Below are 16807 nucleotides of genomic sequence, written 5' to 3'. Positions count from 1 at the left end.
GCCCGCCACCGAGCACGCCACCCGCCCAGGAGCTGCCTCATGCCGTCCTCCCCCGAAGACACCACCGACCACGCCGACCCGTCCGGATCGCCTGGATCATTGATACTCCACGCCACTGACAACGGCGTCTCCCGGATCACGCTCAACCGCCCGGAAGCGATGAACGCCGTCACCTGGGACCAGCGCGAACGCATCATCGCCCTGCTCTCCGAGGCCTCCGCCGACCCCGGGATCCGGGCCGTCGTCCTCACCGCCACCGGTCGCGGCTTCTGCGCCGGAGCCGACCTGCGCGGCGCCCCCGCATCCGGCGACCGGGTGCCGGGTGACGTGGCCCGTACGATCCGGCTCGGTGCGCAGCGCCTGATCGCCGCGGTCCTGGACTGCGAGAAGCCCGTCATCGCTGCCGTCAACGGCGCGGCGGCCGGCATCGGCGCCCATCTCGCCTTCGCCTGCGACCTGGTGCTGGCGGCGGAGTCGGCCAAGTTCATCGAGGTGTTCGTGCGCCGCGGACTCGTACCGGACGGCGGCGGGGCGTACCTGCTGCCGCGCCTGATCGGCCCGCAGCGCGCCAAGGAGCTGATGTTCTTCGGTGACTCGCTCCCGGCGGCGGAGGCGGAACGCCTCGGCCTGGTCAACCGCACGGTCCCGGACCAGGAGCTGGCGGCGACCGCACAGGCCTGGTCCCAGCGCCTGGCCGAGGGGCCGACCCGCGCGATCGCCCTCACGAAGCAGCTGGTCAACGCGTCGCTGGAAGCGGACCGGGCCACGGCGTTCGCGGCCGAGGCGATGGCTCAGGAGATCAACATGACGACACAGGACGCCACCGAGGGCGTGGCGAGCTTCGTGGAGCGGCGGGTGCCGAAGTACCGGGGGGTGTGAGGCGCCCGCTCCCCAGGAGGGCGCATCCGTACCGCTCCGGTCACCGCGCGGTACGCCGACGCCGAGGCTCCGCCCGTCACCTCGACGGCCCGTTCCGTCCCCGCTCCCCCCGGGGCGAGGGCCGTCACGGCGGCCGCCCCCGCACCCAGGACGACGCAGGCGAGGAGCGGCCGGGCGGGCCGGTTTCTGCTTCCGGTTTCTCGTCTCATGGAAGCCGAACCCAGGAGCGCCGCAGGCGGGACACCCGGGCCGAACGGCAGGGGCACCCCCTGACGAACGTCGGGGGTGGGGCCCGTCCACACCCTTCCCATCTGACGCTCCGTCAGTTCTAATCGAGGAGTGATGGGACACGCAGGTATGGCCGCAACCGCCGTCCGCTACCTCCGGTCCGTCGGCGCTCCGACGGCCACCGGTCCGGAGCGGGTCGATCCACTGCCGCGCCCGGCCCTGCGGGCCGTCGCCGACGACGAGCGGCTGCCGCTCGACCGGGGCGAGTTCCGCCGCGTGCTGGGCCACTTCGCGAGCGGTGTCACTGTCGTCACGGCGCACGCTCCGGACGATCCGGACGGTCCGGCGGGCTTCGCCTGCCAGTCGTTCGCCTCGCTCTCACTCGATCCCCCGCTGGTCACGTTCATGGTCGCCCGTACGTCGACGACCTGGCCGCGCATCGCCCGCGCGGGGGCCTTCTGCGTCAACATCCTGGGCGCGGACCAGGGGGCGCTCTGCCGGGGGTTCGCGGTCAGCGGGGCCGACAAGTTCGCCGGGGTGGCGCACTCCCCCACCCCCGTGACCGGTTCGCCGCTCCTGGACTCCGTGCCCGCCTGGATCGACTGCCGCATCCAGGCCGTCCACACCGGCGGAGACCATCTGATCGTGGTCGGCCGGGTGGAGGCGCTGGGGGCGACGGCGGACGAGGGCGGAGAGGGCCCGCTGCTGTTCCACCGCGGAGTGTTCGGGCACTTCAGCGGCTGATCGTCTCAGGTCAGCCGCGCCGTGTTCGGGCACTTCAACGGCTGATCGTCTCAGGAGCCGCGCAGGGTCCGGGCATCTCGGCGGCTGATCGTCTCAGGTCAGGACGGTGTCCTCGGGCTGCGCCGTGAACCGTCGGATCATCAGTGCCATCAGCGCCGCCATCGCGCACAGCGCCCCCGCCGCGTACCAGACCACGTTGTACGAGCCGAAGTGGTCGCGCGCCACTCCGCCGAGGAACGCCACCAGCGCCGCGCCCACCTGGTGGGAGGCCAGGACCCAGCCGAAGACGATCGCGCTGTCCTCGCCGTACTGCTCCCTGCACAGGGCCAGGGTCGGCGGGACGGTGGCGACCCAGTCGAGTCCGTAGAACACGATGAAGAAGACCATCGGCGGCTCCACGGTGGCCTGCATCAGGACCGGCAGGAACAGCAGCGACACCCCGCGCAGCGCGTAGTAGACGGCCAGCAGCCGACGGGCGTCGAAGCGGTCGGTGAGCCATCCCGAGAAGACCGTTCCGATGATGTCGAAGACCCCGATGACGGCGAGCAGTGAGGCCGCGGCGGTGACGGGCATGTGGTGGTCGTGCGCCGAGGGCACGAAGTGGGTGCGGATCAGGCCGTTGGTCGAGGCGCCGCAGATCGCGAACGACCCGGCCAGCAGCCAGAACGGGCCGGTGCGCGCAGCGTCGAACAGCACGCGTACGGTGCGCCTCGCCGCCCCGGGCGCGGGCACCGGCTTGGCCGCGTACTCACCGCCGTACGGGGCGAGGCCCACGTCCGCCGGGTGGTCGCGCATCAGGAGCATGACGAACGGGACGACGGCAAGGGCGGCCAGGGCCACCGTCACCGAGGCGGGACGCCAGCCGTGCCGGTCGACGATCCACGCGCAGAGCGGCAGGAACACCAACTGCCCCGAGGCGCCCGCTGCGGTGAGGATGCCCGTCACGAGGCCCCGGCGGGCGACGAACCAGCGGTTGGTGACCGTCGCCGAGAACGACATCGCCATCGCGCCGGTGCCGAGTCCGACGAGCAGCCCCCAATAGATCATCAACTGCCAGGCCGCGGTCATCCAGACGCTGGCCAGCGCACCCGCCGCGACGGCGCTGAGGGCGACGACCACCACCCGCCGGATGCCGAACCGGTCCATCAGCGCCGCGGCGAACGGCGCGGTGAGCCCGTACAGCGCCATGTCGAAGGAGACGGCCAGGCCGATCTCTCCGCGGGACCACCGGAACTCCTCGTGGAGAGGGTCGATCAGCAGCCCCGGCAGGGCGTTGAAGGCGGCACCGCCGATGATCGTCACGAACGCGACGGCGGCGACGATCCAGGCGCGGTGGACGCTCCGGCGCCGGGGCGCCTCGTGGCCGGTCCGCGGAGCGTGGTCGCGGGCGGCGGGTTCGGTTGTCTGGGTCACGGTGGTCAGCATCCGGCCCCCGCGACCCCTTCCACGAGTGGCCCGGCGGACACGGTTCGCAAGGATCGGGCCACGCCCATCGTCCGCCCCGCGGCGTGCGAACCGGATGCGCGTACGATCTGCGTCGACCGGCGGCCGGGCACACCGCACACGATGCGTGCGTACGTGTCCACGCCGCTTCGTCCACGTCCCGGGGGGAATCCCATGCAGTGGGTCGAGCGCCAGCACTTCCATCACAGGTCCGCACTGATGCAGGGCTGGGGTGCCGTCCTGCTGCTCGTCGCCTGCGTGTTGTGGGTGTGGCTGGGCTACCTGCTGTGGGACCAGGACGACTCCTTGTACTGCTTCCGCGCGTCGTCCATCTGCGAGCTGGACAGCACCATGCCCAAGCAGCTGGTCCTCCTGTCCCTCTCCGCGCCGCTGTCGGTGGCCGGATCGGCACTGCTCGTCGCGGGCAGCGTGCGCCGGCAGACCAGCGCACACGTCCTCCGCGTCATCGAGATGCAGCAGTCCGAGGAGCGGGCGCGCCGCAAGTGACCGCCCGGTGAGCCGCCCACGCGGCCGCCGCCCCCACCGCGTACCAGAGCAGGTCGGGCGCGTTGAACGTCGAGCCGAGCACCAGCCGCGCGACCGCGCTGCGCCCGGACAGTTCGGCGGGTACGCCGGTGAGCTGGAACAGCTCCACCGCCCAGCTGAGCCCCAGCCCGGCCACAGCCACGGCGAGCGGCCGGGCGCGGGGTGCGCACAGCGCGACGAGGGCGCAGACCAGAACCGTGTAGAGCGCGTCACCCGCGTACTTGGCGACAGCACCGTCCGCCGCGGTACGCACCCCGAGCCCGGCCACTACGGTCAGTACGGCCGCCCCCGCCGCAACGCCCCGGGGCCGGAGGCCACTTCGCGCAGGACCGGTCACCCGATCCGCTCCAGCCGCCGGATCGGCCGGGCCGCCAGCAGTACACCCACCGCCAGCATGTTGATCACCGCACCGGCGAGCAGCACCTCCGGGGCACCCAGCCGGTCCGCGACCGGCCCCGCCAGCGCGCGTCCCGCTGCCAGCATGAGGAGCGAGCCGGCCACGTCGTACGCGTGCAGCCGGTTCAGCGCCTCCGGCGGCACGTGCGTCTGTACGGTCGTCGACCACATCACCAGCCAGAACGCGAACGCCGCGCCCGCCACGGCCTGCCCGGCCCCCAGCGCGAACACCGGGAGGCCCAGGCCCAGTACCACCAGGTTCACGCACACCCCGGTCAGGGCGAAGGCCCCCGCCGTCAACGGGCGACGCGGCCGCAGCCGAAGGGCAAGCAGCCCACCGACGACACTCCCCGCGCCGTTCACCGCCATCATCGCGCCGTACGTCCCCGAACCGTGCGCCTCGGTGACCTCGACGGCGGTCAGCGGCAGCATCGGGCCGAGCACGGCGAAGCCGTACACCGTCCAGATCGCGATCACCCCCCACAACCAGCTGCGCGCCTTGAACTCGCGCCAACCGTCAACGAGTTCAGCCACGAACGTCCCCCGTGGCGCCTCGTCCGAGGGAGCCGGGGCGAGCCTCAGCAGGAACAGGCAGATGCCGGAGACCAGGAACGTGGACGCGTTCGCCGCGTAGACCGCCCCGGCGCTCGCCAGTCCGACGAGCACACCCGCGAACGCGGGGCCCGCCATGGTCATCAGCGCCTCGGACACCCGCAGCACCGCGTTGGCGCGCTGCACGTCCGTGGCCACCCGCGGGGTGGTCGACGCGACCCCCGGCTGGAAGAGCGCCGCTCCCACACCGGCCACCGCGCTCAGCGCGTACACCGCCCACAGCGGCGGGTTGCCGGTCGCGAAGGAGACCGCGAGCACCGAGGCGCCGATCAGCCGCAGCGCGTCGGCGATGATCATCATCCGGCGGGGGGTGAAACGATCCGCCAGGACGCCGCCGAAGAGAACGAACAGGGCCAGCGGCCCCATCCACGCCGCCAGCGCGAACCCCACGGAGGAGTGCGGCCGTCCCGCTCCCAGCAGCCCCGCGGTGAGCGCGACGGGGATCATTCCGTCGCCGAAGAGCGCCGCGGTCCGTGCGACGAAGAAGAGCCGGAAGTTACGGTTCCAGAGCCGGTCCGGTCCGAGGGGCACACACGGCAACGGCGGCAGCGGCGGCGCTTCACGCAACAGGGCATCGTGGTCCACGGCGGGAATGCCCGCGAGGTCTGCTGACTTTTCCTTCACACCGAGGACATGTATCAGCTTATGGTCTAAACCAGCTAGTGCGAAGGGAGCCCGTACCGTGCCGCACCGGGTCGTCGTTCTCGCCCTCGACGGGCTCCTCCCCTTCGAACTGGGCATCCCCCAGAGGATCTTCGGCCGCTCGCTCGGTTCCGAGCCGCTGAACCGTGGCCGCAAACTGTACGAAGTCGTGACCTGCTCGATCCGTCCACCGGGCCCGGTCAGCACCGACGCGGACTTCACGATCACCGTCGAGAACGGCCCGGAGGCCCTCGCCACGGCCGACACGGTGGTGATCCCGGCCAGCTACGAACTCGGCCCCGTGTACACCGAGGGCCGGCTGACCGATGAACTCGCCACCGCGTTCGCCCACATCAGGCCGGGCACCCGAATGGTCTCCATCTGCACCGGCAGCTACGTCCTCGCCGCGGCCGGATACCTCGACGGACGCCCCGCCACCACCCACTGGTCCTCCGCCGACCACTTCCAGAAGCTGTTCCCCGCCGTCCGGGTCGACCCCGACGTCCTGTTCATCGACGACGGCGACGTCCTCACCTCCGCCGGGGTCGCCGCCGGCATCGACCTCTGCCTCCACATCGTGCGCCGCGACCACGGCACCGCCGTCGCCAACGACGTCGCCCGGCGCACGGTCGTACCGCCCCACCGCGACGGCGGCCAGGCGCAGTACATCCAGCGCCCGGTGCCCGACCCGGGGGTCTCGGCGACGACCACCGCCCGCGCCTGGGCACTCGGGCGGCTGGAGTCTCCGATCCTGCTGCGCGACATGGCTCAGCAGGAGTCGATGAGCGTACGGACGTTCACCCGCCGGTTCCGCGAGGAGGTCGGGATCAGCCCGGTCCAGTGGCTGACCCAGCAGCGGGTGGAGCTGGCCCGCCGGCTGCTGGAGTCCACCGATCTGTCGGTCGACCGGATCGCGCGGGACGCCGGCTTCGGCACCCCCACGTCGCTCCGGCAGCATCTGCAGGCGGCTCTGGGGGTGTCACCGACGATGTACCGGCGGACGTTCCGTTCGACGGCGGCGGACCGGGTCTGAGGCGAGCGCCCTACGCCGGCGCCGCGAAGCCCAACGAGGCTAGCAGATCGAGCATCTCGGCGCGGTAGACCTTCGCCGGCTCGAGCATCTGATGGCGCAGGTGGCCGTACACCTCCAGGGACACCAGCCCGTGGAGGCGCCCCCAGACGCGCAGGGCCAACGCGACCGCGGCCGGAGGGAGTCCGGGGAACCGCTCTCGGACCATGGCGGCCAGGTGCGGGTCGAAGTCGGACCACTCGTAGTCGCCCTGCGGCTGGCGGAGCTCGGCTTCCGGCCAGGCGTCGGCGACCAGTCCGGTGAGCCCGGCGCACGTACGCAGCTCCGCCTCGGGCGCCGCACCTCCGTCAGGAACCGCGTATCCGGGCACGGGGTCACCGTAGATGAGCCTGAACCCCTCGGGGTTGGCCAGCGCCCACTCCCTGAAGGCTCCGGCCCAGGCGAGCATGCGGCCGGCCGCGTCATCACGGGGTACCGCCACCGACGGGCAGGCGAGGGTGGAGGCAGGGGGAGACGCCCGGAGCATCTCCCCCTGAACTCCGGCTCCGGCTCCGTGGCCCGGCCGGACACCCCGGCCGGGCCACCTGTCCCACCGACCCCTCAGAAGACCAGCACCCCCCGGGCCACCCGCCCGTGATGCGCGTCGTCCGCCGCCTTGGCGAAGTCCTCCACCGGGTAGGTCTCGGTGACCAGTTCGTCCAGCAGCAGGCGCCCCTCGCGGTACAGGTCCGCGTACAGCGCGATGTCACGCTGTGGGCGCGAGGAGCCGTAGCGGCAGCCCAGGATCGACTTGTCCAGGTACATCGACGAGACGAGGAACGAGGCCTCGGCGGTCGCCGCCGGCACACCCAGCAGGATCGCCTGGCCGTGCCGGTCCAGCAGGTCGATCGCGGTACGGATCAGCTCGGTGCGGCCGACGCACTCGAAGGCGTGGTCGGCGCCGTGCGGCAGGATCTCCCTGACGCCGTCGGCCGAGGTGAGGAAGTGCGTGGCACCGAACTGCCGGGCCACCGCCTCCTTGCCGGGGTTGGAGTCGACCGCGACGATCGTCAGCGCGCCGGCGATCCGCGCGCCCTGGATCACGTTGAGCCCGATGCCGCCGGTGCCGATCACGACGACGCTCTCGCCGCGGTCGACCCTGGCCCGGTTCAGTACGGCTCCGACTCCCGTCAGCACCCCGCAGCCGATCAGGGCCGCGGAGGTCAGGGGCAGGTCGTCGGGGATCCTCACCGCCTGCACGGCCTTGACCAGGGTCCGTTCGGCGAAGGCCGAGTTGGACGCGAACTGGTACAGCGGTTCGCCGCCGCGCGAGAACGGCTGCGCCGGCATCCCGATCGCCTTGCGGCACATCGTCGGCCGGCCCCGGTCGCACTGTGCGCACGCACCGCAGCTGGCGAGGGTGGAAAGGGCCACGTGGTCGCCGGGCGCCACATGGCTCACGCCCGCGCCGACCGCCTCGACCACCCCCGCGCCCTCATGCCCGAGCACCACCGGCAGCGGGAACGGAATCGTCCCGTCGATCACCGACAGATCGCTGTGACAGAGCCCGGCCGCGGCCACCGCCACCAGCACCTCGCCGGGGCCCGGGTCGCGTATCTCCAGGTCATCGACGACCTCGGTCCGCTTGCCGTCGAAGACGACGCCTCTCATCTCGGCTCCCTCGCTAGGCCGGGCAGCTGCCCGGCGGTCGTGTTCCCCTGTCCCCGGGGCCCGGGCCCCGCCGCGCTGATCCCCTCCGGGGCGGGCGCCCACATCAAGCCCGTCTCCCCGACGGCTCCTTCCGGCCCGCCCGTCTCCCCGACGGCTCCTTCCGGCCGCCCGTCTCCAGGGGCGGGCGCCCACATCAAGCCCGTCCGGCGATTGAGGACCGGGGCCCGGGGCAGCGCCCCGGCAACGCGCCCGCGCGCCTGGCAACCGGGGCCCGGCCCCCACCGAGGGCTCCGCCCCCGCGCCCCCGCTCCTCAATCGCCGGAGGGGCTGAATGTGCACACCGCCCCCCGCAGGCCCGAGAGGCTGAATGTGCACACCGCCCCCCGCAGGCCCGAGAGGCTGAAGAGGCGCACCACGCCCCCGCAGGCGCGCCCCAGACACCCACCCCGCTACGCGTTCGGCCGCGCCGCCGCCTTCGCCGCCGCCGCCATCTCCTCCAGCTGCGCCAGCATCGGCATCGGGTCCGTGCCCACCGTCCCCGGCAGGAAGTCCGCGATCCGTTCCGGTGTCCACGGCGCCCCCTCCGCGTACCCCGCGCGCAGCTCCCTCGGCTGGGCCCAGACCGCGATCTTCGGACCCGCGATCGTGTACACCTGGCCGGTGATCTTCTCCGCGCGGGCGCGCTCGCTGAGCAGGTAGACGACGAGCGCCGCCACGTCCTCCGGCTCCCCGATCTCCTTGAGCTCCATGGGGACGTTCGCGGACATCCGGGTACGCGCCACAGGTGCGACCGCGTTCGCCGTGACGCCGTACTTGTGGAGACCGAGAGCGGCGCTGCGGACCAGCGAGATGATGCCGCCCTTGGCCGCGCTGTAGTTCGCCTGGGCCACGCTGCCCTGGTGGTTGCCGCTGGTGAAGCCGATCAGCGTGCCCGCACCCTCCTGCTTCCGCATGACCGCGGAGGCCGCCCGGAAGACGGTGAACGTGCCCTTGAGGTGGGTGGCCACCACGGGGTCCCACTCCGCCTCGGACATGTTGAAGAGCATGCGTTCCCGCAGGATCCCCGCCACGCAGACGACCCCGTCGATCCGGCCGAACTCCGCGAGCGCGGTGTCCACGACCCGCTGCCCTCCGGCCATCGTGGAGATGTCGTCCGCCACCGCGACCGCCTCGCCGCCCGCCGCCACGATCTCCTTGACGACGGACTCGGCTATCTCACTGGCGGGTTTACCCCCCTCGACGGAGACGCCGTAGTCGTTGACCACGACCCGCGCCCCCTCGGCCGCCGCTGCGAGCGCGACGGCCCTCCCGATGCCGCGCCCGGCACCCGTCACGGCGACGACCTTGCCTGCCAAGAAGTTCCCCATGCCCGGCCCCTTCCCGCGGTTTCTGACGGACCGTTAGATTCTATGGGCCATCAGGTCCACCGGCACAAGCCCCAGGAGGCGCCATGTCTTTGCCGGACGAGTTCCACGACCTCGCCAAGCGCGTGAACAACTGGGGACGCTGGGGCGCCGACGACGAGATCGGCACACTCAACCTCATCACCGACGAGGTCGTACGGGAGGCGGCGGCCACCGTCCGAAGCGGCCGGCGCATCCCCCTGGCCCTCCCGCTCCAGCAGGACGGCGTCCAGAACGGGCTCATCCCGGGACGGGTCAATCCGCTGCACACCATGGTCCAGATCAACCAGGAGCTCTTCGGCCCCGGCACGGTCGCCACCAGCGACGACAGTGTCGTACTGAGCCTTCAGACCGCCACCCACTGGGACGCGCTCACCCACGCCTCGCACTCGGGGAAGATCTACAACGGCCGGCCCGCCGCCACCATCACCGCCCACGGCGGCGCGCAGTTCAGCGGCATCGACAAGGCGCCGCACATCGTCTCGCGCGGAGTCCTCCTGGACGTGGCCCGCGCCCACGGAGTCGACCGGCTGCCGGGCAGCCACGCGGTCACCCCCGAGGACCTGGAGGCGGCCGAGGAACTGGCCGGGGTCCGGGTGCGGTCCGGGGACATCGTTCTCGTACGGACGGGTCAGGTGCAGGTGTACCTCTCCGGGGACAAGAACGCCTACGGGTATCCGTCACCGGGCCTGTCGATCCGCACGCCGGAGTGGTTCCGGGCCCGCGACGTGGCCGCGGTCGCCAATGACACGCTGACCTTCGAAATCTTCCCGCCGGAGATCGAGGACCTGTGGCTGGGGGTGCACGCGCTGGATCTGGTCGAGATGGGCATGCTCCAGGGCCAGAACTGGAATCTGGAGGACTTGTCCACAGCCTGTGCGGACGCGGCGCGCTACGCGTTCCTGCTCTCCGCCATGCCGGAGCCCTTCGTCGGCGCCACCGGCACACCGGTCGCCCCGGTCGCGATCCTCTGAGTCACCGCCGCGCGCACGGGAGCCCGTTGCGGGTCTCCCTGTGCGCGGGGCGGCATCAGGCGCGGTGGGTACCGGCGTGCGAGGCCTCGTACGCCACGGAGCCCGCCTCGTACGCCGCGCCTCCGCCCGCGATGTCGCACTCGGGGGGGCCGGGCTGCAGCTGCACCTGGATCAGCGGGATGGACCGGTCGACCTCGCACCAGATGCGCTTGCCCGCACCCTCCGGCTGCCAGCCCCAGCGGTCGGCCAGGCCGTCGACCAGTTCAAGACCGCGGCCGCCGGTGTCCTCACCCGCCGCGTGCCGCTGCTGCGGCGGGCGGCAGCTGGTGTCGGCCACCTCGACCCGGACGGTCCCGGCGTTGCCCGGGGCTCCCGTGGAGCCGAACAGCATGCGCAGCACGGCCGGACAGCCGGTGTGCACGACCGCGTTGGTGACGAGCTCCGAGATGAGCAGGATGAGCGTCTCGGCCAGCGGCTCGTCGTCTCCTATACCGGACCCGACGAGCCTCGAACGCGCCCATCTGCGGGCCCGTCCGACCTCCGCGGGGTCGGGCCCGACCTCCAACTGAACCTGAAGCACCTGCACCGCTCACACCATCCGAACCGGCGGACACATCGCCTCGCGCCTCCTCAGGGTCACGGAACGTGATTCCCTTACGAGACAGCATGGTTGACGTACAGTCACCGCAACAAGCGCTTCGGGCATATTCCAACGCGAAGGAGTACGCGTGGTGCATACTGTGCGACGCACGCTGCGGGGAGTCGAACAGAGGCGCGTCGCAGTGCCGGGAATCGCTTCCCCGGCAGGCCCGGCGCTTCTGCGTGGATCACGAGCAGGGCACCTCTCGCGGACCGGAGTCGCCACACAGGCCACATCCGGATCGCCAGGTTCCAGAACCACTCGCATCCAACGGAGCGTACCCGAGCCCGGCACCGACTCCGGCCCGTGACGAATTACGCAAAGGACACAAGGCGGTCTCAGCACGTACCGACTGCGCTGCGTCACTCCGCAGCGTGAACCTCAGGGGTCCGTCGCGTGACATGCGTGCACCTGACACCCACTGCCCCGGCTCAGCCCAGATCGGCCGCCAGCACCTCCTCCGCGTCCGCAGCCGTCAGCCACTCCCCGGCCCGCAGCCAGGCCCGCTTGAGACGCAGATGGACATCCGCCTCCCAGGTGAAGCCCATGCCGCCGCACACCTGGAGGCAGTCGCGGGCATTGCCGACGGCGGCACCGTCGGCGAGGAGCTTGGCGCCGGCCGCCTCCACCGGGTCCGCCGTCACGGCTGCCGCATAGACGGCGCTGCGGGCGGTTTCGGCCCGCACCAGCATGTCGGCACACAGATGCTTGACCGCCTGGAACGTCCCGATCGGCACTCCGAACTGTTGCCGCGCACCGGCGTGTTGGACCGCTGCCTCCAGGCCGCGGGTGGCGCTGCCGAGCTGCTCGGCCGCGGCCAGCAGGGCACCTTCGCACCGCAGCCGCGCCCCGTCGGCCAGCACCTCGCCCTCGCACCCTGACAGGTCCGGAACCCGCCACAGAGGCGTCCCCGGATCGAGGGACCGCACGGGGCGGGCCTCGCGCACCAGCCGCCGCAGCGTCCCGCCGCTCACCACCCTCGTCCGGTCATCGTCCAGGACCAGCAGCGCATCGGCCTCCTCCAGGTGCCCCACGGGCCGCCCCGCCTCCGCCAGGGCCACCACGGCCCCGCCCTCGGCCGCCCCCTTCACCACGCCCGCGGCGAGCTGGGTGGCGGCCAGTGGCCCGGGCAGCAACGCCCACCCGATCTGTTCGAACAGAAGTACGGATTCGGGCAGGCCCAGTCCGACCCCGCCGGCCGCCTCCGGCAGCCGGAGCGCGAAGAACCCGGCCGTGCCGAGCTCCCGCCACAGCGCCCGGTCCACGCCACCTCCGGGCTCGTGCGCCGCCCGCATCCGGTCCCTGTCGAACCTTCCGGAGAGCAGGTCCCGTATCCCCGACCGCAGGGCCCGCTGGTCCTGTGAGAGCTGGAAGTCCACCCTCCGCTCACCGCCCCTTCGGCAGGCCGAGAATCCGCTCGGCGACGATGTTCCGCTGAATCTGCGAGGTGCCGGCCGCGATCGTGTACGAGAGCGAGGAGAGCCGGTCCAGCACCCACTCCCGGTCCAGATCCAGGGCGTCCCCCGCACCGAGCACCTCGGCCGCCGCCTCGTACAGTTCCTGCCGGGCGTGCGAGTACCGCAGCTTGAAGACCGAACCGCCGACCCCCGGCACTCCCCCACCTGCCTGCGCCTCGCTGACGTTCCACTGGGTGAGCCGCCACAGCGCCCGGAACTCGGCGTTCAGCCGCCCCAGCCTCCGGCGCAGCACCGCGTCGTCCCAGCGCCCGTTCCCGCGGGCCTCGGCAGCCAGCGCCTCCAGCGTCCGCCGGCAGGCGACGACCTCCCCCACGAACGCCGTCCCGCGCTCGAAGGAGAGCGTGACCATGGTGACCCGCCAGCCGTCGTTCTCCGCCCCGACGCGATGCGATACGGGCACCCGCACCTCGTCCAGGAACATCTCGGCGAATTCCGTGGACCCGGCGAGCGTGCGCAGCGGCCGGACGGTGACGCCGGGGGCGTCCATCCGCATCGCGAGCCAGCTGATCCCGCGGTGCTTGGGCGCGGCCGGGTCCGTCCGTACGAGGAGCTCGCACCAGTCGGCGACCTCCGCGTGCGAGGTCCAGATCTTCTGCCCGCTCACCACGTAGTCGTCGCCGTCGCGCACCGCCCGGGTCCGCAGCGACGCGAGGTCGGAGCCCGCGTCCGGTTCGCTGAACCCCTGGCACCACATCTCCTCGCCGCGCAGCACCGGCGGCAGCCAGCGCGCCCGCTGCTCACCCGTCCCCTCGGCGGCGATCGTGGGCCCCGCGTGCAGCAGCCCGACGAAGTTCGCCCCGACGTAGGGCGCCCCGGCCCGCTCCGTCTCCTCCAGGAAGATCAGGTGCTGGGTGGGGGTGGCGCCCCGCCCTCCGGCGTCGGCGGGCCAGTGCAGGCCCGCGTACCCGGCGTCGTACAACAGCTTCTGCCAGCCGGCGTCGTACGTCCGCCGCCCCGGCCAGTCACCGGGGTCCGGCTTGCCGGGCAGCCCCGGGAGCACCGAACCCAGCCACTCCCGCAGCCGCGCGCGAAAGGCTTCCTCTTCCTCCGTGTACGCAAGGTCCATGACGCACGCGCCTACTTGTCGAGGTCGAGACCAAGCATCCGGATCGCGTTCCCGCGCATCAGTTTGTAGACGGTCTCGTCGTCCAGTCCCTTGACGTGGTCGAGCGCGACCTCCTTGGTGTGCGGGAAGGTCGAGTCGACGTGCGGGTAGTCCGTCTCGAACGTCGCGTTGTCCCGCCCCACCACATCGAGCGAGGCGACGCCGTGCTTGTCGCGGAAGAAGCAGCAGAACATCTGCCGGTAGTAGTACGTGGACGGCGGCTCGGGGATCAGATCGCGCACCCCGCCCCAGGCCCGGTGCTCCTCCCAGACGTCGTCGGCCCGCTCCAGGGCATACGGGATCCACCCCATCTGCCCCTCGCTGTAGGCGAGCTTGAGCTGCGGGAACTTCACCAGCACCCCGCTGAACAGGAAGTCCATCATCGAGGCCATCGCGTTGTTGAACGAGAGCGAGGCCTGGACGGCGGGCGGGGCGTCCGGCGAGGCGGCGGGCATCTGCGAGCTGGATCCGATGTGCATGTTCACGACCGTGCCGGTCTCCTGGCAGACGGCGAAGAACGGGTCCCAGTAGCCGGTGTGGATCGACGGCAGCCCCAGGTAGGTCGGGATCTCCGAGAAGGTCACCGCCCGCACCCCGCGCGCCGCGTTCCGCCTGATCTCGGCGACGGCCAGACCGATGTCCCAGAGCGGGATGATGCACAGCGGGATCAGCCGGCCGCCGCTGTCCCCGCACCACTCCTCGACCATCCAGTCGTTGTACGCGCGCACACAGGCGAGGGCGACCTCCTTGTCGTGGGCCTCGGCGAAGGTCTGCCCGCAAAAGCGCGGGAAGGTGGGGAAGCAGAGGCTCGCCTCGACGTGGTTGAGGTCCATGTCCTTCAGCCGCTCGACGGGGTCCCAGCACCCGCGCCGCATCTCGGCCCGGGTGATGCCCTCCAGCGTCATGTCGTCGCGGTCGAACCCCACCGCGGCGATGTTCCGCTTGTACGGGAACTTGAGGTCCTCGTAGATCCACCAGTCGGTCGGCGGCCCGTCCGGGTCCATCGTGATGACGTACTTGCCGCCCGTGTACGCGAGCTCACCGATGCCCGCGGTCAGGGGCTGCGGTCCACGCTCGCGGTACTTGGCGGGCAGCCAGGCCGAGAAGAGGTGCGGCGGCTCGATCACATGGTCGTCGACGCTGACGATCCGAGGCAGTTCCGTCATGGTGTCCCCTTCGGCGCACGCTTTCCTGATGGCCCGTCAGATTGACGTCGCCCACAGGCTAGCCCCGCACCCCTGGACCGACAAGGCGCAGCGCTCTACGCTCTCCGCACGATCTGACTACCCGTCAGCTGTGAGGGGTTCGCCGTGAACGAGACCGCACACGCCCTGGGTGCATCGGGCACCTTCTGGGAGCTCATCGCACGCCGGGCCGCCCTGACACCGGAGAGGCCCTTCCTGATCCAGGACGACCGCACGCTCACCTTCGGCGGCCTGCGCGCCCGGGCCGAGCGCGTGGCAGCGGGCCTGTACGCCATGGGCGTGCGCCCCGGCACCGTCGTCGCCTGGCAACTGCCGACCCGGGTGGAGACGGTGCTGCTGTCCTTCGCCCTGACCCGGATCGGGGCAGTGCAGACTCCCGTGATCCCCTTCTACCGCGACCGCGAGGTCGGCTTCGCCCTGCGCGAGTCGAAGGCGGAGTTCTTCGCGGTGCCGGGCACCTGGCGCGACTTCGACCACACGGCGATGGCCGCCGGTCTCTCAGCGGACCTCGCGCACCCGCCCCAGGTCTTCGAGGCGTACGACACCCTCCCGGACGGCGACCCCTCGACCCTGCCCCCGCCTCCCTCCGACGGCACGACGGTGCGCTGGATCTACTGGACCTCGGGCACCACGTCGGACCCCAAGGGCGTGCTGCACACCGACCGCAGCCTGATCGCGGGCGGCTCCTGCCTCGCCCACGCGCTGCACCTGTCCGCGGACGACATCGGCTCGGTGGCCTTCCCCTTCGCCCACGTCGGCGGCCCGGACTACGCGGTGATGCTCCTCCTCTACGGCTTCCCGGCGGTGCTGTTCGAACACTTCGCGATGCCGGAGGCCCTCGCGGGCTACCGGCGCCACGGGGTGACCGTGGCGGGTGGCTCCACGGCCTTCTACTCCATGTTCCTCACGGAGCAGCGCAAGGACCCGTCCACCCCCCTCATCCCCACGCTCCGCCTCCTCGCGGGCGGCGGAGCGCCGAAGCCACCGGAGATCTACCACGCGGTGGTACGCGAGATGGGCATCCAGCTCACCCACGGCTACGGGATGACCGAGGTCCCGATGATCACGATGGGTGCCCCCGACGACACGGTGGAACAGCTCGCCGAGACGGAGGGCCGCCCACCCGAGGGCATGGAGATCCTGATCACCGACGAGGACGGCAAACCGCTGCCGTACGGCACGGACGGCGAGGTCCGCCTCCGGGGCGAGGCGGTCTGCAAGGGCTACCTGGCCGCCGCCACGCCCTTCGACGCCGAGGGCTTCCTGATCACGGGCGACGTCGGGCACGTCAGACCGAGCGGGCACCTGGTGCTCACGGGCCGGCTCAAGGACATCATCATCCGCAAGGGCGAGAACATCTCGGCGAAGGAGATAGAGGACCTCCTGGCCCGCCACCCCGCCGTGGGCGACGCCGCGGTGATCGGCCTCCCCGACCCGGAGCGGGGCGAACGCGTCTGCGCGGTGGTGGAACAGCCCCCGGACGCCGCCCCCCTCACCCTCCCCGAGCTGACGGCGTACCTGCGCGGCGAGGGCCTGTCGGTCCACAAGCTCCCGGAACAACTGGAACTGGTGGACGCACTGCCCCGCAACGAGGCGCTCCGCAAGGTCCTCAAGTACCAACTGCGTGCCCGCTTCACGTGACCTCCCGCCTTTCGGTCCGGGCCCCCTTGGTGCGGGGTTCCGTGGTGCGGGGTTCCGTGGTGCGGGGTTCCGTCCTCAATCGCCGGACGGGCTTTGGTGCGGGTGCCCCGCGGGGCGCTGTGTCCGGTGGGTGGGGGTGGTGCCCCTCCGGGCAGACTCCTCAAAAATGGCGTGTGCACCCGACGACGCAC

At 71.8% G+C, this 16807-nt stretch carries 16 protein-coding genes; 6 read left to right on the top strand and 10 right to left on the bottom strand.

What is annotated here, in order from left to right; genetic code table 11:
* The first annotated feature begins 39 nt into the window (after positions 1-39).
* Positions 40-879, top strand: a complete 840-nt coding sequence (locus ABZ434_RS03970; RefSeq protein WP_359131911.1) for an enoyl-CoA hydratase-related protein — start codon at positions 40-42, stop codon at positions 877-879.
* Positions 880-1236: 357 nt separating this feature from the next.
* Positions 1237-1851, top strand: coding sequence for a flavin reductase family protein (locus ABZ434_RS03965; protein WP_359132207.1), 615 nt, complete (start codon positions 1237-1239; stop codon positions 1849-1851).
* Between the two features lie 93 nt (positions 1852-1944).
* Here the strand turns inward: ABZ434_RS03965 and ABZ434_RS03960 are convergent, their stop codons facing one another.
* Complete coding sequence (locus ABZ434_RS03960) at positions 1945-3276, bottom strand: MFS transporter (RefSeq protein ID WP_359131909.1); 1332 nt, start codon at positions 3274-3276, stop codon at positions 1945-1947.
* Between the two features lie 192 nt (positions 3277-3468).
* On the opposite strand from ABZ434_RS03960, the gene ABZ434_RS03955 reads away from it, so the two are divergent.
* The gene (locus tag ABZ434_RS03955) at positions 3469-3801 is read left to right on the top strand and encodes a hypothetical protein (RefSeq protein WP_359131908.1); all 333 of its coding nucleotides are present in this window, start codon (positions 3469-3471) and stop codon (positions 3799-3801) included.
* Here ABZ434_RS03955 and ABZ434_RS03950 read toward each other — a convergent pair.
* Both ABZ434_RS03950 and ABZ434_RS03945 read right to left on the bottom strand, forming a co-directional pair.
* Complete coding sequence (locus ABZ434_RS03950; protein WP_359131907.1) at positions 3758-4177, bottom strand: DUF2809 domain-containing protein; 420 nt, start codon at positions 4175-4177, stop codon at positions 3758-3760. The genes ABZ434_RS03955 and ABZ434_RS03950 overlap by 44 nt on opposite strands.
* Positions 4174-5415, bottom strand: coding sequence for an MFS transporter (locus ABZ434_RS03945; RefSeq protein ID WP_359131905.1), 1242 nt, complete (start codon positions 5413-5415; stop codon positions 4174-4176). Before ABZ434_RS03945 ends, ABZ434_RS03950 begins: the two co-directional genes overlap by 4 nt.
* A gap of 115 nt (positions 5416-5530) precedes the next feature.
* Between ABZ434_RS03945 and ABZ434_RS03940 the strand changes: the two genes are divergently transcribed.
* On the top strand, positions 5531-6523 hold the full coding sequence (locus ABZ434_RS03940) for a helix-turn-helix domain-containing protein (protein ID WP_359131903.1): 993 nt from the start codon (positions 5531-5533) through the stop codon (positions 6521-6523).
* Between the two features lie 10 nt (positions 6524-6533).
* On the opposite strand, the gene ABZ434_RS03935 is transcribed toward ABZ434_RS03940, so the two are convergent.
* From ABZ434_RS03935 to ABZ434_RS03925, 3 genes are all read right to left on the bottom strand, one after another.
* On the bottom strand, positions 6534-7001 hold the full coding sequence (locus ABZ434_RS03935) for a TetR-like C-terminal domain-containing protein (protein ID WP_359131902.1): 468 nt from the start codon (positions 6999-7001) through the stop codon (positions 6534-6536).
* A 119-nt stretch (positions 7002-7120) separates the two neighbouring features.
* A complete protein-coding gene (locus ABZ434_RS03930) occupies positions 7121-8170 on the bottom strand; it encodes a Zn-dependent alcohol dehydrogenase (protein WP_359131900.1) in 1050 nt (349 codons plus the stop codon).
* 449 nt (positions 8171-8619) lie between these two features.
* Entirely contained in the window at positions 8620-9537 is a 918-nt protein-coding gene (locus ABZ434_RS03925) for an SDR family oxidoreductase (protein WP_359131898.1), read from the bottom strand.
* Positions 9538-9620: 83 nt separating this feature from the next.
* Between ABZ434_RS03925 and ABZ434_RS03920 the strand changes: the two genes are divergently transcribed.
* Positions 9621-10547, top strand: coding sequence for a cyclase family protein (locus ABZ434_RS03920; protein WP_359131897.1), 927 nt, complete (start codon positions 9621-9623; stop codon positions 10545-10547).
* 55 nt (positions 10548-10602) lie between these two features.
* On the opposite strand, the gene ABZ434_RS03915 is transcribed toward ABZ434_RS03920, so the two are convergent.
* The 4 genes from ABZ434_RS03915 to ABZ434_RS03900 all read right to left on the bottom strand — a co-directional run bounded on the left by ABZ434_RS03915 (position 10603) and on the right by ABZ434_RS03900 (position 14936).
* Positions 10603-11133, bottom strand: coding sequence for an ATP-binding protein (locus ABZ434_RS03915; protein WP_359131896.1), 531 nt, complete (start codon positions 11131-11133; stop codon positions 10603-10605).
* A 485-nt stretch (positions 11134-11618) separates the two neighbouring features.
* Positions 11619-12566 carry an acyl-CoA dehydrogenase family protein gene (locus tag ABZ434_RS03910; protein WP_359131895.1) on the bottom strand — a complete coding sequence of 316 codons (948 nt, stop codon included), beginning with the start codon at positions 12564-12566 and terminating at the stop codon, positions 11619-11621.
* A 7-nt stretch (positions 12567-12573) separates the two neighbouring features.
* Positions 12574-13731 carry an acyl-CoA dehydrogenase gene (locus tag ABZ434_RS03905; RefSeq protein ID WP_359131894.1) on the bottom strand — a complete coding sequence of 386 codons (1158 nt, stop codon included), beginning with the start codon at positions 13729-13731 and terminating at the stop codon, positions 12574-12576.
* An 11-nt stretch (positions 13732-13742) separates the two neighbouring features.
* Entirely contained in the window at positions 13743-14936 is a 1194-nt protein-coding gene (locus tag ABZ434_RS03900) for an amidohydrolase family protein (RefSeq protein ID WP_359131893.1), read from the bottom strand.
* Between the two features lie 144 nt (positions 14937-15080).
* On the opposite strand from ABZ434_RS03900, the gene ABZ434_RS03895 reads away from it, so the two are divergent.
* The gene (locus ABZ434_RS03895; RefSeq protein ID WP_359131892.1) at positions 15081-16616 is read left to right on the top strand and encodes an AMP-binding protein; all 1536 of its coding nucleotides are present in this window, start codon (positions 15081-15083) and stop codon (positions 16614-16616) included.
* Positions 16617-16807 lie beyond the last annotated feature (191 nt).

Origin of the sequence: Streptomyces sp. NPDC005761, from assembly GCF_040630635.1 — a bacterium.
Lineage (GTDB): Bacteria > Actinomycetota > Actinomycetes > Streptomycetales > Streptomycetaceae > Streptomyces.
Note: the sequence above shows the minus strand (reverse complement) of the source record. Positions and strands in the feature narration are given on the sequence as shown.